This is a genomic window from Streptomyces sp. NPDC003300, assembly GCF_040610915.1.
Lineage (GTDB): Bacteria > Actinomycetota > Actinomycetes > Streptomycetales > Streptomycetaceae > Actinacidiphila.
In genome coordinates, this window is the sequence record NZ_JBEXNE010000031.1 from 36,796 (window position 1) to 51,476 (window position 14,681).

Here is a 14,681-nt window from a genome sequence, read left to right on the forward strand (position 1 = left end):
TCCACGCACAGAATCTTCGGCGCACCGCCCTCGCGCACCGCGCGGGTGACATTGCTGACCGAGGGCACGTATCCGCACAGCCCCGGCGGGGTCAGCGTGTGGTGCGACCAGTTGGTCCAGGGGATGCCGGACGTCGAATTCTCGGTGATCGCGGTGACGGGCACCGGCCGCGAGACCCCGGTCTGGCCGCTCCCGGCGCAGGTCACCGGGCTCGACGTGGTCCCGCTGTGGGGGCAGGCGCCGGAGGGCAGGGCGCCGCGCGGCCGGGACCGCCGCGCGTTCCTCGCGGTGTGGGAACGCTTTCTGCGGGCGCTGCTGCACGAGGACGGCGCGGACGAACCGCAGGCCCGCGGCGGCCGGTCCGCGGCGCCCGACGAGGACTTCGGACCCGCGCTGTACGCGCTCGCCGGGTGGGCGGGCATGGGCGCGCTGTCGGCCGGGCTGCGCTCGGAGGAGGCGGTGCGGACGCTGGTCCGGCTGTGGCGCCGCCCCGGCACGACCGTGTCGGCCGCGGTGCCGACCCAGGCCGACGCGCTCAGCGCCATCGATCTGCTGGAGCACGCGCTGCGCCCGCTGGCCGTGGTACCGCCGCCGGGTCAGGTCGCGCACGCCGTCAGCGGCGGGCTGGCCACGCTGCCGGGACTGGTGGCGCACGAGCGGTACGACACTCCGCTGCTGCTCACCGAGCACGGCGTCTACCAGCGCGAACGCTATCTCGGCTACCGCACGGGCCCGTACCGCTGGCCGGTCAAGGCGCTGCTGCTCACCTTCTTCCGGCTGCTGTCGCGCGAGACGTACCGCAACAGCGCGCTGATCACGCCGGGCAACCGCTACAACCGGCGGTGGGAGGAGCACGGCGGGGCGGCGCCTGACCGGATCCGTACCGTCTACAACGGAGTCGATCCCGGGGCGTTCCCGATGGCCGGGCCCGAGCCGGAGGTGCCGACGCTCACCTGGGCGGGGCGGATCGACCCGATCAAGGACCTGGAGACGCTGATCCGCGCCTTCGCGCTGGTCAGGGCCGAGATACCCGCCGCGCGGCTGCGGATCTTCGGCGGCACTCCGCGCGGCGGCGAGGCGTACCGCGAGCGGTGCGAGGCACTGGCGGCGACGGTCGGCGCGGCCGACGCGGTCACCTTCGAGGGTCGGGTGGACGACATCCGCACCGCGTACGCGGCCGGGCAGGTCGTGATGCTCTCCAGCATCAGCGAGGGTTTCCCCTTCACCCTCATCGAGGCGATGTCCTGCGGGCGGTGCACCGTGTCGACCGATGTCGGCGGGGTACGGGAGGCCGTGGGCGACACCGGTCTCGTCGTGCCGCCGCGCGATCCGAAGGCGATGGCGCGGGCGGCGGTCGAGCTGCTGCGCGATCCGGCGCGGCGGGCCTCGATGGGCTGGGAGGCGCGGCTGCGGGTCATCGACCAGTTCACGCTCCGTCAGACGATCGACGCCTTCCGGGGGATCTACACGGGACTGAGCCGGGTGGAGGACCGCGGCGCGCAGATCTACGGCGGTGTCACCTGGATGTCCCGTGTCTGGCACGGGGGTTCAGCGGACGCCGCAGCTGATGGACTGTCAACAGCCGCCGCTGAGAACGCCGATGACGTGACAGTCGTCGGTGTGCGGGCTGTCGGGGACGGCCGGTGAGCGGGCCGATGTCCCTGCTCAGCAGGGTCGCGGGCGGCGGTATGGCCGCGCTGCCCGAGCTGCCGCGCCCGCGCCGGGTGCCGTCCTGGGCGGTCGGCGACCCGGTCGCGGAGCTGGCGGAGCGGCTGTCGGCGGCGTGCTCGGCGGCCGTGCACCCCGACGAGATCGCGGCGGTCCTGGAGTCCGAGGGGCTGACCGACGAGCAGATCACCGGCCGCTACGGGCACCCGGACCTGTTCTCGCTCGCGCGGGAGCTGTTCGAGACGGTGCCGCGGCGCTTCCCCGAGCCCGAGCCCGCCGACGACCCGTGGCAGGTCGACGTGTGGCGCTGCGTACTGCGTGGCCTGACCTTCGCGCTGCCCGGCGTCGCCTATGTGCTCGGCGGGCGCTGGGCGGGCGGCGACGACGGGCCGTTCGGGGTGTCCCGCGCGGTCGCCGCGTGGGGCGCGGCGGCGCTGTGCGGGTGGGGCTGGAACCAGGCGCTCGCGCACCGCGCGCACCTGCACTTGCTCGCCCAGCGACCGCGGGCCGCCGCGCGCTGCCTGGTCACCGGCGCGGCGGTCGGGGCCTGCCTGGCCGGCGCCGCCGCCGCGGCCGTCGCGGGCCCCGGCCATCTCTCCGCCCTCGCCTTCGCGGCCGGCCAGTCGGTGTACGTCGCGTCCGCGACCGTCCTGCTCGTGCTCGGCCGCGAGCGCTCCCTCCTCTATGTCCTGACGCCGCTCGCCGTCGCGGTCGCCTGCGGGGCCGGCGGCCTGCCGTCGCCCGCGGTCGCCGCCGTCCTGGTCGCCACCGCGGCGGCGGCCGGCGGGGCGGCCCTCGCCACCGCGCTGCGCACCGCCCTGACCGGCGAGCCGCCCGAGCGCGGGCCCGCCAAGCCGCCGCGCGCGCCCTGGCGCGAGCGTGTGCGCGCCGACCGCGGCGCCCAACTGCGCGCTCGCGCAAGCCGGTTCGGCCGCGGGCCCGCCATGACCAATACGGACACCCGCACCACACCCGGCCGATTCGGCCGCAGGGCAGCCGGACCCGGCACGGACACCCCCACCACACCCGGCCGATTCGGCCGCAGGGCAGCCGGACCCGGTACGGGCACCCGCACCGGGCTCGTCTCCTCGCTCCGGACCCTGCCGGAGGCGGCCCGGCTGCTGTGGCGGGCCGACGACGGCGTCACCGACGCCAAGGGCCTGTCGCCGTATCTGTCGCTGCCGCACGGGATGGCGGGGCTCGCGGGCGGCGCGCTGGTGGTCGCGGCGGCGCTCACCGGGGAGTTCGTGGCCGCGCTCACGGTGAGCATGGGCGTCGCCGAATGGCTGCTCTTCCGCTTCCGCAGCCGGTGTCTGACCGCACTGCGCGGGACGACCGTTCACGAGCGGCTGCTCGCCAGGTCGTGGCGCGTGCTGGCGGGCTGTCTCGCGCTCTACGCCGTCGCGCTGGCCGCGCTCGCGGCCGTCGAGGCGGCGGTCGTGCCCGGCGCCGCCGCCTGGAACCCGGCGCACCTGTCGGTGCTGCTGGCCCTCGGCGGCACGCTGTGGCTGTCGTTGCTCCTCCAGTCCTGCGGCCGGGCGTGGACGGGGAGTTACGTGCTCGCCGCCGCCGTCCTGACGGCCGTCGCGCTGCTGGCGGCGCACACCGCGACGGCCGGGACCGTACTCGGCCTGGTCTGCGCGGGAGCCGCCGCCGTCCTGCTCACGGCGGCCTTCACGATGACCGGCCGCGTGACCACCCACCGCTGACCCCGCGTCCGCGGCGCGCACACCCGCGCCCCACACCACCGACCTCCGACCTCACTACTCCAACCGACCCTCCGCAGAAGGAGATTCATCCGTGTCCACCGAGACACCCGTCGCCGTCACCGGCGCGGAAGGCTTCATCGGCTCGCACCTGGTGGAGGCGCTGGTCGCCTCCGGGCGCCGCGTCCGCGCGATGGTGCAGTACAACTCGTTCTCGTCCCACGGCTGGCTCGAAGTGCTCGCGCCCGACGTGCTGGACCGGGTCGAGGTGGTCCTCGGCGACGTCCGCGACTCCGGTTCCGTACGGGATCTGGTCGCCGACAGCGACACCGTCTACCACCTGGCCGCGCTGATCGCGATCCCGTACTCGTACCGCGCGCCGCGCAGCTATGTGGACACCAATGTGTCCGGCACCCTCAACGTCCTCGAAGCCGTGCGGGAGTTCGGCGTCCCGCGGCTGGTGCACACCTCCACCAGCGAGACGTACGGCACCGCGCGGACCGTGCCGATCACCGAGGACCACCCGATCGTCACGCAGTCGCCGTACGCCGCGTCGAAGGCGGGCGGGGACCGGCTGGCGGACAGCTACCACGCCAGCTTCGAGACGCCGGTGGTGACGCTGCGGCCGTTCAACACCTTCGGGCCGCGGCAGTCGATGCGGGCGGTGATCCCGACGGTGATCGGCCAGGTCGCGGCGGGCGAGCGGGAGGTGACGCTCGGGGACCTGCGGCCGACCAGGGACTTCAGCTACGTCAAGGACACCGCCGCGGCCTTCCTCGCGGTCGGCACCGCGCCCGCCGAGAAGGTGGTCGGCCGGACCTTCAACGCCGGTACGGGCGGCGAGATCTCGGTCGGCGACCTGGTGCGGCTGATCGGCAAGCTGATGGACACCGAGCTGCTGGTGCGCGAGGACGCGCAGCGGCTGCGGCCCGCCGGTTCCGAGGTCATGCGGCTGGTCTGCGACGCGACCCGGCTGCGCGAGGCCACCGGCTGGCGACCGGCCCACAGCCTGGAGGACGGGCTGGCGCACACCATCGACTTCTTCCGCGACCCGGCCCACCTGGCCCGTTACAAGACCACCGCGTACAACGTCTGACGCCGCCTCATCAGCGCCGCGCCGGGCACCTGTTGACCACTTTCATCGCAGCAGAGAACCGCTGACATCCAACCGCAGGGGGGACCACCATGCACGCAGTCATTCTCGCCGGGGGCAAAGGCGTGAGGCTCCGGCCGTACACCACCGCGCTGCCCAAGCCGCTGGTGCCGATCGGCGACAGCCACGCGATCCTGGAGATCGTGATGCGCCAGCTCGCGGGCTTCGGCTTCCGCCGCTGCACCATCGCCATCGGCCACCTCGGCAACATCATCCGCGCGTACGTCGGGGACGGCTCCCAGTGGGGCATCGAGGTCGACTACGTGACCGAGGACAGTCCGCTGGGCACGATGGGCCCGCTGCTCACGATGATCGACCAACTCCCCGAACATTTCCTGGTGATGAACGGCGACGTGCTCACCGACCTCGACTTCTCCGCTGTCCTCGACCAGCACCGGGGCACGGGCGCGCCGCTCACCATCGCCACCTACGCCCGTACCGTGAACATCGACTTCGGGGTGCTCAGCACCGACGACGGGCGGGTGGTCGCCTTCACCGAGAAGCCGAGCATGGACTACCGGGTGTCGATGGGGGTGTACGGGGTCTCCCGGAGCACGCTCCTGCGCTACACCCCCGGTCTGCCGCTGGGCTTCGACGAGGTGGTGCTCGATCTGCTGGCCGCGGGTGCGCAGCCGCGGGCCTTCGACTTCGACGGCTACTGGCTCGACATCGGCCGCCCCGACGACTACGACCGGGCGAACGCCGAATTCAGCAGCCGTCGCGGCCTGTTGCTCAAGGGGGCGTGAGGGGACATGACGCGGACGCGGATTCTCGTACTGGGCTGTGGCGGTTTCCTGGGCTCCCGGGTGACCGCGCGGCTCCAGCGGACGCCCGGTGCGCGGATCCTGCGCGGCGGGCGGGGCGCGGGGGACGGCGCCAAGGGCGGTACGCGGGGCGGTCCGAAGGGCGGCGCCGGACTCGATCTGGCGGCCGACCTGGCGACCGTGCCGGTCGACGTCCTGGCCAGGCGGCTCGCCGCGCTGGCCCCCGACGCGGTGGTCGACTGCGCGGGCGTGGTGGCGGGCCGCGCCAGCGCGCTGTGCGCGACCAACGCGCGGGGGCCGGCCACGCTGTGCGAGGCGATGGCGCTCGCCACTCCGTCGGCGCGGCTGGTGCACCTGGGCTCGGCGGCCGAGTACGGACCGGCGGAGCCCGGCGCCGCGCTGGCGGAGTCGGCGCCCGCCCGGCCGGAGGGCGTCTACGGGGCGGCCAAGCTCGCGGGCACCCTCGCCGTGACCGGCTCGGGCCTGGACGCGGTGGTGCTGCGGGTCTTCAACCCGGTCGGCGCGGGCTCGCCGACCTCCGGGCTGCCCGGCAGGCTGGCCGCCGCCTTCCGCGAGGCGCCGCGCGAAGGGGTGGTGCGCACCGGCAGCCTGGCCGCGTACCGCGACTTCGTCGCCGCGGACGACGTGGCGGACGCGGTGGCCCTCGCGGTGGCCGCGCCGGGCTCGGTGCCGCCCGTGGTCAACATCGGTTCGGGCGAGGCGACCCAAGTGCGCACGCTGGCGGCGGAGTTGGCCTCGGTCAGCGGCTTCACCGGCCGGCTGGAGGAGTCGGGGCGGGGCTCGGAGCGCTCGGCCGGGGTGTCCTGGCACCAGGCGGACATCACGCTCGCGGCGTACGCGCTGGGCTGGCAGCCCACGCGGACGCTGCGGGACGCGCTCACCGCCCTGTGGGCGGCGGTGCCGGGCGAGCCGGTCAGGATCTCACCGTGAGCCATGGCTCCCCCGCGCCCTCCGCGGGCTCGCTGCTCGTGCCGCTGTATGTCCACCCGGCGGTGGACCCGGCCGCGTGGCGGGCCCTGGAGGACGCGGCACCGGCCCTGTACGGGGTGGTGCTCAACGCCGCGGACGGTCCCGGCGACCGGCCGGACCCGGTGTACACGCTCGCCGCGCGGCGGCTGCGGGAGGCCGGGGCGCCGGTGCTCGGCTATGTCGACACCGACTACGCGGCCCGCCCGGCGCACACGGTCTACCGCGATCTGCGCAGGCACCGGGCCTGGTACGCCACCGACGGCGTGTTCTTCGACCGGGTGGCGTCCGACGCGCGGCGGATCCCGTACTACCGGTGGCTGGCCAGGACGGCCCGGCTCTGCGGGGCGCGGACGGTGGTGTTCAATCCAGGGGTGCACCCCGATCCCGGCTACGCCCGTCTCTGCGACCTGCTCGTGACCTTCGAGGGGACCTGGGACGACTACCAGGGCGCGGGCGTGCCGCGCTGGACGGCCGGGCATCCGGCCGAACGGTTCTGCCATCTGGTGTACGGGGTGCCCGACGGTCTCGCGGGGCGGGCGGCCCGGCTGGCGGCGCTGCGCGGTGCGGCCGTGCGCTGCGCGGTCCCCGGTCTGCCGCCCAATCCGTGGCGGACCGCGCCCGTCCCGATCGGAGGAAACGTATGACCGCCCGCCGTAAGGCGCTGAATCTCACCGTGCGCACGGTGACCGCCGCCCTGCTGCTCGTGCTGGCGGCCTGCTCGTCGTCGGGCGACGGGGACGGTGGCGGAGGTGGAGGTGGAGGTACGGACGGCGGGGGCACGGCGGGCGGCAGTCCCTCGGTGACCGCGTCCGGGCCCGCGAAGGGCGCCGCGTCGAGCCCCGCCACGACCGGCCCGGCGAGCGCCCCGGAAGGTACGCCCACGCACACGGCGACCGGGCGGGGCGCGCCCGCGTACTGGCATCCGCGCGCCCGCACACCCTGGCAGTGGCAGCTCAGCGGCACGGTCGACACCTCGGTGGACGTACCGGTCTACGACATCGACGGCTTCGAGAACGGCGCCGAGGTGGTCAGGACGCTGCACGCGGCCGGGCGCAAGGTGATCTGCTACATCAACGTCGGGGCGTGGGAGTCCTTCCGCCCCGACAGCGGGAAATTCCCCGCTTCGGTGCGCGGCGAGGGCGACGGCTGGGACGGCGAACGCTGGCTGGACATCCGCCGGGTGGACGTCCTGCGCCCGCTGATGGCCGCCCGCTTCGACATGTGCCGCGAGAAGGGCTTCGACGCGGTGGAGCCCGACCTGATGGACGGCTACGCGAACACCACCGGCTTTCCGCTGACGGCCGCTCAGCAGATCACGTACAACCGGATGATCGCCGACCTGGCGCACGAGCGTGGGCTGGCCGTCGGTCTGAAGAACGACGTCGGCCAGGTGGCCACGCTCGTGCGGTACTTCGACTTCGCGGTCAACGAGGAGTGCGCGCAGTACGACGAGTGTGCGCAAATGGCGCCGTTCATCGCGGCGGACAAGCCGGTCTTCCACGTCGAGTACAAGCTGAAGACCGGTCAGTTCTGCTCTCAGGCGAGGAAGTTGGGGCTCAGTTCGATGGTGAAGCACCTTTCGCTGGACGCGTGGCGGGATCCCTGCTGAGCGGTCGGGCGAGGGCGCTCAGATCATCCGCCACAGGTGGTCGGCGCTGCCGTTGTCGGTCCACTGGGTGACCTGGGCGGCGTCGGCCTGCGACATGCCGTCGACCGCGAGGACCTTGCCCGAGCGGACGTTGACGATCTTCTTCCAGCCGTCGCCGTTGTCGACGATCCGCCACAGGTGGTCGGGCGTTCCGTTGTCCTGGTACTGCTGGACGTGGGCGCCGTCGTCGAGGCTCTGGTCGTGGACGGCGAGCGCTTTGCCGCTGTTGCGGTTGATGATGCGTACGGTGCCGTCGCCGTTGTCGAGCACGGTCCAGACGTGGTCGGCGGTGCCGTTGTCGGCGTACTGGGTGACCTCGGCGGTGTCGGCGCGGGACATGCCGGAGACGGCGAGCACCTTGCCGGAGTTGCGGTTCTGGATCCGGCACCACACCACGGTGGACACGGCGGGTTTCAGGAGCAGGGCCAGCGCGCCGCCCACCACCGGGCGGGCCTGGAAGCCGCGTTGGGCGGCGCTGGCCACGGTGTACCAGTCGCTGAACGGGACGCGCTGTCCGGTGGTGTCGGCGTAGGCGTGGACGCCGTTGACGAGCAGGTCGCGGACGCCGGGCCGGTCGGCGAGCCAGGCCGCCGTCCACAGTTCCCAGTCGGCCTTGGTGTAGTCGTTGCGCGGGTCGAGTTCGATGCCGTAGGCGCCGGCGTGGGAGGCGTACCAGTTGGCCTCCTGTTCGGCGAAGCCGACCGGGACCAGGTCGAGGCCGAGCAGCCGGTCGGGGAAGCCGTTGTACTTCAGACTCCAGGTGCCGTCCTGGTCGTAGGCCAGTTTGAGGTGGGTGCCGGAGGAGTCCTGGGCGAGGGTGGTCCACTGGCTGAGGTAGCCGCGGGAGACCGAGCGGTAACGGGCGGCGTCCGCGGTGTTGCCGGTGGCGGCGGCGATGACGCCCATCGCGCCGATGCCGACCATGCCCTTGAGCGCGAGGTTGGCGCTGTGCGCGATGAAGGCGGTGAAGTCGTCGGTCTGGTTCTGGTAGCCGGGGTCGAGGGTGTTGGCGACCAGGTACTCGGCCCAGCGGCGCAGCACCGCGTAGTGGGCGGCGGCGTATGACGCGCCGTCAGCGGTGGGCAGCCGCTGGACGATCGCCGCGACCATGATGAGCATGTTCGCGGACTCCTCGACCGGCATGCTCTCCTCGTTGCCGTCGGCGCGGCCGAAGGCGTTGGGGTAGGTGCCGAGGTCGTGCGGTGCGAAGTCCTGTGACCAGCCGCCGTGTTCGACGTAGTGGAAGAGCGGTTCGAGCACCAGTCGCAGGTAGGCCGGGGAGAGGTAGAGGTAGGCGGGGAAGGCGGGGTAGATCACGTCGACGGTGGACATGTCGCCGTTGGAGGAGATCTCCTTCAAGAACGCCCAGGGGCCGCCGTCGCGGTCGACCACTTCGGTGCCCGCGACGGCCTGGCGCAGCGCGAGGGCGCAGACGGCGGCGTAGTGGTCGCCGGTGCTTCCGCCGCCGGCCGCGGTGACCGCGTCGTCGTGGATCTTCTGGTCGAGGGCGGTCGCGGCGGTCAGCGCGGCGCCGCGGTCGGCGTCGAACCAGTCCACCATCGCGGTCCAGGAGCTCCAGTAGTGCGTCCACCAGGGCTGGAGTTGTGCGCCGAGGTGGGTGACGGCGGGGGTGCGGACATGGCCGAGGACGACGGTGAACTCCGCCGACGGTGTACCGGAGTCGACGGTGCCGAAGTCCCGGTTGAGGCCGAGCACCGGCCATCGGTCGTTGATCGCGCGCGGCTTGGCGGTGTCCACCGAGCCGTCGAGCCGCCCGGTGGCCGCCGAGGCCGCGCGCACCACGGTGTCCTGGCCGATCTGATGGGTCACCGCGCCGCCGGTGGCGGTGGCCAGCACGAGCCGTCCCCAGGACGCCTGGTCGCCGCTCTCCTGAAGGACGCCCGGGGTGGCGGGTTCCGCGCTGAGCACGGTCATCCGGCCGGTGGTCGTGCGGTCCCACGTGATGGGCGTGGCGACGTTGTTGTGCACCCACTCGCCGGAGGCGTCGAGGTGGACGACCACGGTGTGGGAGCGGCCGTCGTTGCTCGCGGCCCGCACGGTGACGTAGCTGAGCGGTACGCACTGGCGCTGGAGATCGCCGACGTCGACGGGTGAGAAGAAGGTGACGGTGAGCGTCACGCCGCCGCCGCTGAGCTGGTAGACCGAGCGGGTGGCGGTGAGTTGCAGCGACACCTGCTGCATGGTGGTGAGCGCGGGGCCGCCGGGCAGCGCGGGGTTGCCGAGGAAGACGTACGCCGCGCCGTCGATCCGGGCGAGACCGCACAGCGCGGTGACGTGGCCGGTCCAGAAGGCGGGCCAGGTCCCCGCGAGGTTGTCGGCGGGCAGCCAGGTCGACAGGTACGGCGAGCGGACGGCCAGCGGTACGGCGGGCGGGCGCAGCGGGCTGAAGGTGGAGGCCGCCGCCTGGGCGGCGTGCGGGGCCGCGCCCGGAACGGCCGTCGCGGTGACGGCGTTCGCTGTGGCGGCTTGTGCGGGCACGGCGGCGAGCCAGCCGCCGGTGGCCGCGGCGGCGGTCAACGCGCCGCTCCAGCGCAGGAGTTCGCGGCGTCCGGGGCGGGCGTGCGGGGTCGCGGAGTCGTCGGGGGTCACGGGAGTCCGTCCTCAGAGGTGGGGGGAAGGAGAGCGGAGCGGGGGTGGGGGGAGCCGGGGGCTCAGCGCAGTTGCCACAGGTGGTCGGCGGTGCCGTTGTCGTCGTACTGCACGACCGGCGCGCTGTTGGCCGTCGACATCAGGTCGACGCCGAGCACCTTTCCCGAGTTCTTGTTGCGGATGCGGTACCAGCCGTCGCCGTTGGCCACGAGCTGCCACAGGTGGTCGGCGGTCCCGTTGTCGTCGAACTGCACCACCTGGGCGCTGTTCGCGGTCGACATCAGGTCCACGCCCAGCATTTTCTGCGAGTTGAGGTTGCGGATGCGGTACCAGCCGTCGCCGTTGTCGACGAGCTGCCACAGGTGGTCGGCGGTGCCGTTGTCGTCGAACTGCACGACGTGCGCGCTGTTCGCGGTCGACATCAGGTCGACGCCCATGACCTTGTTGGAATTCTTGTTCCAGATCCTCAGGTAGTCGCCTGCCGGTGCCCACGGGGTGCCGTTGGGGGTGGCGGTGGGGAAGGCGGAGATCCGCAGCCGGGCGGCGCCCATCGGGATCAGCGTGACGGTCTCGACGGCCGCGGTGCTGCGGGCCGGGCTGGTCTGGAGCGGGTTGACGACCTGCTGTCCGTCCGCCTTCCACTCCGCGATACGGCGGGCGGGCACGGTGATCCGTACCGGCGTGCCGTCGTGCGTGAAGGGGTTGGCGGCCAGCGAGCCGCCCGACTTGGTGAAGGACGGGGACCCGGAGTCGAGCGCGAGCCCGTAGTTCCAGGGTGTGGTGGCGTGCACCTCGTACTCGGGGAACTCGGCGTTGCCCGCGTACCGCACGTAGTTCTCACCGATGTTCAGCGCGTACGTGAGCGGTCCGTGGTCGACGGAGACGGCGCCGTGGTTGGCGGACCAGGTGCGGACGGTGGTCTGCTGCGGGAGCTGGACGGTGACGGTGTCCCCGCTGTTCCAGGTGCGGCTGATCTTGGTGAAGGCGGGTCCCGAAGGGGCGCTGACCGCTTGGCCGTTGACGGTGACGCGCGGGGCGGAGCACCAGCCGGGGACCCGCAGGTACAGCGGGAAGGCCAGGGCGCGCGGTGCGGCGATCTTGAGCGTGACCGTGTCCGCGAAGGGGTAGTCGGTGGTCTCGGTGATGGTGACCGAGGTGCCGTCGGCGACCTTGGCCGTGACGCTGCTCGGTGCGTACATCGCGGCGGCCAGGCCGTTGTCGGGGGTGGCGAGCCACAGCTCCTCGGTGAAGTACGGCCAGCCCATGCCGTAGTTGTGCGGGCAGCAGCGGTACTGGTCGACGCCCGGCTGGAAGGACTGCATGGCGAAGCCGTTCTGGAACTGCCCTTGCGTCTTCGGGGTGTTGTTCAGATCGACGCTGTTGGCGCTGGTGATGTAGTGCACGCCCTTGCCCGCCGGGTCGAGGGCCGCGGGCAGTGAGTTGAAGGCCAGGTCCTCGCAGCGGTCGGCCCACAGCGGGTCGCCGGTGATCCGGGCCAGCAACTGGTGGCTGGCCATGAACTCCACGATGCCGCAGGTCTCGAAGCCCTGCCGGGGGTCGCCGAAGCCGGGCCTGGCGTTCTCGTCGCCCGCGAAGCCGCCGCCGGGGAACTGGCCGTAGGCGGACATCACCGCGGTGTAGTTCTGGTAAGCGGCCTGGGTGAGGGCGTTGGACGGCGAGCGGAGCGCGTACTGCGCCGGTTCCCTGAAGCCCTGGGCGATGTTGACGTTGTGCAGCGACGGGAGGTTGTTGACCCAGTTGGCGCCGCCCGCGTGGATCTTGTCGGCGAGGTCGAGCAGATAGCTCTCGCCGGTGCGGTTGTAGAGCCAGAAGACGCTGTCCAGGCCGTCGCCCCAACGCACCGACACCCAGCTCTGGTTGAAGGCGCCGGGGCCCTGGGCGTTCATGTAGCGGAAGAAGGCGGACAGCAGCGGGATGATCCTGGTGTCCCCGCTGTACTCCTGCCAGTTGCGCAGTGCCCAGGTCAGCGGGAGGAACGGCCAGAAGTCGGGGCCGCCGCCGAGCGAGGTGCGCAGGGCCGTCGGGCCGAAGAAGCCGTCGGACTGCCGGGTGGCCACGATGGCGTCGATCCAGCGGCGTACGGCGGCCAGCGCGGTGGCGTCCTGGGTGAGCACGGCGAGGTCGACATAGCCGCGCAGCCAGTACGGCACTTCCTCCCAGCCGGCGCGGTCGGGGTGCGCCCAGCCGCTGTTGTCCATGGCGAGGAAGTGCGAGATGTCGGCGTACCGGCCGCACAGACCGGCGAGTTGGAGGCGCAGTTGGCCGTCGAGCCAGCCGCGCGCGGTGACGGCGCCGGGCGGCAGCCGCAGGAAGGCGGTGGGGGCCAGCGGTGCGGCGTTCGGCGCGTAGAGGCCGCCGCGGGCGGGGGCGACGCGGGCCGCGGCGGGGGTGGGGGCGGCCTGGGCGCCGCCCGCGAACCGCAGTTGGAGCCCTGCGGTGCCGGCGGCGAGTGCGGTGAGTGCGAACTGACGACGGTTCAGGGGCATGGGGGGTGGCTCCTGGTGGCTTCGGGTGGGGCGCTGCGGGGGCGCGAACCCTGGCGGCGACGGTCCTTCCAACGTTGGAAACGGCAGTGCCACCCGGAATGACAGCACGCAGGGATGGGCATGTCCAGAGCAGCGACAGAAGTCGTACGGGCCTGTCGGGGTTGTTGCCTGAGCACGGATCACAGCGGTGGGAAGCATTTTGGAAACATCGGGAACGACGGGTTGTCGAGGTGCCGCCGCGCGTATATAACGTTGTAAAGCCGAGGGAGGGAACGGGCGTTCCCACCCCCGGAGCGCCGCCATCTCCGCACGTCATACCGCCTCCTCGGGGAGCCCGGACCGGGCCCCGGAAGCGCACCCGCCCCGGCACGGAGCCGGACCCACGTACGACTCGACGGCCGCTGCCGTCGCGACCAAGGAGTGTCGTGAGCATGACGAACCACAGAACCCGCGCACTGGCCGCCACCTGTCTGCTGCTGGCCACCGCAGGGCTGGCCGCCACCGGCTGCTCCAAGTCGGAGTCCAGTGACAAGGGCGCCTCCCCCTCCGGCTCGGACCAGGCGGCGCAGCAGCAGGTCACCACGGACCCGACGGCGTCCGGCGCGGGCTGCACCCTGACGGCGTACGGCGCCCCCAAGCTCGACCTGAAGAACGCGGTGGTGGGCTTCTCCCAGTCGGAGAAGGAGGACAACCCGTTCCGTATCGCCGAGACCCAGTCCATCAAGGACGAGGCCGCCAAGCTCGGCGTGAAGAAGCTGCTGACCACCGACGCGCAGTCCCAACTCCCCAAGCAGATCAGCGACATCCAGGACATGCTCGCGCAGGGTGCGCAGCTCCTGATCGTCGCGCCGCTCAACTCCGACGGCCTGGACCCGGCGCTGAAGGCCGCCGCCGCCAAGCACGTGCCGGTGATCACCATCGACCGGAAGATCAACGCCACGTCCTGCAAGGACTACGTCACCTTCCTCGGCTCGGACTTCGTCGAGCAGGGCAAGCGCGCGGCGGACGCCATGATCAAGGCCACCGGCGGCAAGGGCCAGGTCGCGATCCTGCTCGGCTCCTCGGGCAACAACGTGACCACCGACCGCACCAAGGGCTTCGTGGACGAGATCGCCGCCAAGGCGCCCGGCCTGAAGGTCGTCGCCCAGCAGACCGGTGACTTCACCCGTGACAAGGGCCAGCAGGTCATGGAGCAGCTCATCCAGTCCAAGCCGGGCATCACCGCGGTCTACGCGGAGAACGACGAGATGGGCCTCGGCGCGGTCACCGCGCTCAAGAGCGCGGGCAAGAACCCGGGCAAGGACGTCAAGGTCGTCTCGGTCGACGGCACCCGCAACGCCGTGCAGGCGATCGTCAACGGCACGTACAACGCGGTGATCGAGTCCAACCCGCGCTTCGGCCCGCTGGCCTTCGCCACCGCGCAGAAGTTCTACAGCGGCGAGGCGATCCCGGAGAACGTCATCATCTCGGACCGCGCCTACGACGAGTCCAACGCCAAGGCGTCGGTCGGCGGGGCGTTCTGACCTTCGGTCAGGAGGAACCGGTGGCGCGGCTCCCCCCGCGCCACCCCTCGGACAGGCGTACGGCGGGGTGCCTCCCCGCCGTACGCCGCACCATCGGCGGGTTGGCCCGCCG

General features: G+C 72.6%; 10 protein-coding genes. 8 read left to right on the top strand and 2 right to left on the bottom strand.

The features are described from left to right. Positions 1 to 45 precede the first annotated feature (45 nt). The 7 genes from pelF to ABZX65_RS31545 all read left to right on the top strand — a co-directional run bounded on the left by pelF (position 46) and on the right by ABZX65_RS31545 (position 7,890). Entirely contained in the window at positions 46 to 1,647 is a 1,602-nt protein-coding gene (gene pelF / locus ABZX65_RS31515; RefSeq protein WP_355347721.1) for a GT4 family glycosyltransferase PelF, read from the top strand. Next, positions 1,644 to 3,377, top strand: coding sequence for a hypothetical protein (locus ABZX65_RS31520; protein WP_355347724.1), 1,734 nt, complete (start codon positions 1,644 to 1,646; stop codon positions 3,375 to 3,377). Before pelF ends, ABZX65_RS31520 begins: the two co-directional genes overlap by 4 nt. A 91-nt stretch (positions 3,378 to 3,468) precedes the next feature. After that, entirely contained in the window at positions 3,469 to 4,470 is a 1,002-nt protein-coding gene (locus ABZX65_RS31525; protein ID WP_355347726.1) for a GDP-mannose 4,6-dehydratase, read from the top strand. Between the two features lie 89 nt (positions 4,471 to 4,559). Beyond that, a complete protein-coding gene (locus tag ABZX65_RS31530) occupies positions 4,560 to 5,273 on the top strand; it encodes a sugar phosphate nucleotidyltransferase (RefSeq protein WP_355347729.1) in 714 nt (237 codons plus the stop codon). A gap of 6 nt (positions 5,274 to 5,279) precedes the next feature. Then, positions 5,280 to 6,242 (top strand): NAD(P)-dependent oxidoreductase, encoded by a 963-nt coding sequence (locus tag ABZX65_RS31535; RefSeq protein ID WP_355347732.1) that lies wholly within the window; start codon positions 5,280 to 5,282, stop codon positions 6,240 to 6,242. Beyond that, on the top strand, positions 6,239 to 6,925 hold the full coding sequence (locus ABZX65_RS31540) for a spherulation-specific family 4 protein (RefSeq protein ID WP_355347735.1): 687 nt from the start codon (positions 6,239 to 6,241) through the stop codon (positions 6,923 to 6,925). The genes ABZX65_RS31535 and ABZX65_RS31540 overlap by 4 nt, the downstream gene beginning before the upstream one ends. Next, positions 6,922 to 7,890 (top strand): endo alpha-1,4 polygalactosaminidase, encoded by a 969-nt coding sequence (locus ABZX65_RS31545; RefSeq protein WP_355347738.1) that lies wholly within the window; start codon positions 6,922 to 6,924, stop codon positions 7,888 to 7,890. Before ABZX65_RS31540 ends, ABZX65_RS31545 begins: the two co-directional genes overlap by 4 nt. An 18-nt stretch (positions 7,891 to 7,908) precedes the next feature. Here ABZX65_RS31545 and ABZX65_RS31550 read toward each other — a convergent pair whose 3' ends face one another. Next, a complete protein-coding gene (locus ABZX65_RS31550) occupies positions 7,909 to 10,539 on the bottom strand; it encodes a DUF5127 domain-containing protein (RefSeq protein WP_355347741.1) in 2,631 nt (876 codons plus the stop codon). Between the two features lie 62 nt (positions 10,540 to 10,601). Then, positions 10,602 to 13,046, bottom strand: a complete 2,445-nt coding sequence (locus tag ABZX65_RS31555) for an RICIN domain-containing protein (RefSeq protein WP_355347744.1) — start codon at positions 13,044 to 13,046, stop codon at positions 10,602 to 10,604. Between the two features lie 431 nt (positions 13,047 to 13,477). On the opposite strand from ABZX65_RS31555, the gene ABZX65_RS31560 reads away from it, so the two are divergent. Further along, a complete protein-coding gene (locus ABZX65_RS31560; RefSeq protein WP_355347747.1) occupies positions 13,478 to 14,569 on the top strand; it encodes an ABC transporter substrate-binding protein in 1,092 nt (363 codons plus the stop codon). The last annotated feature ends 112 nt before the right edge of the window (positions 14,570 to 14,681 follow it).

What these genes read in the sequence shown, in the direction of transcription:
- ABZX65_RS31530 (WP_355347729.1), top strand. Translation starts at nt 4,560, where the DNA reads ATGCACGCAGTCATTCTCGCCGGGGGCAAAGGCGTGAGGCTCCGGCCG.
- ABZX65_RS31535 (WP_355347732.1), top strand. Translation starts at nt 5,280, where the DNA reads ATGACGCGGACGCGGATTCTCGTACTGGGCTGTGGCGGTTTCCTGGGC.
- ABZX65_RS31560 (WP_355347747.1), top strand. Translation starts at nt 13,478, where the DNA reads ATGACGAACCACAGAACCCGCGCACTGGCCGCCACCTGTCTGCTGCTG.
- ABZX65_RS31555 (WP_355347744.1), bottom strand. Translation starts at nt 13,046, where the DNA reads ATGCCCCTGAACCGTCGTCAGTTCGCACTCACCGCACTCGCCGCCGGC.
- ABZX65_RS31545 (WP_355347738.1), top strand. Translation starts at nt 6,922, where the DNA reads ATGACCGCCCGCCGTAAGGCGCTGAATCTCACCGTGCGCACGGTGACC.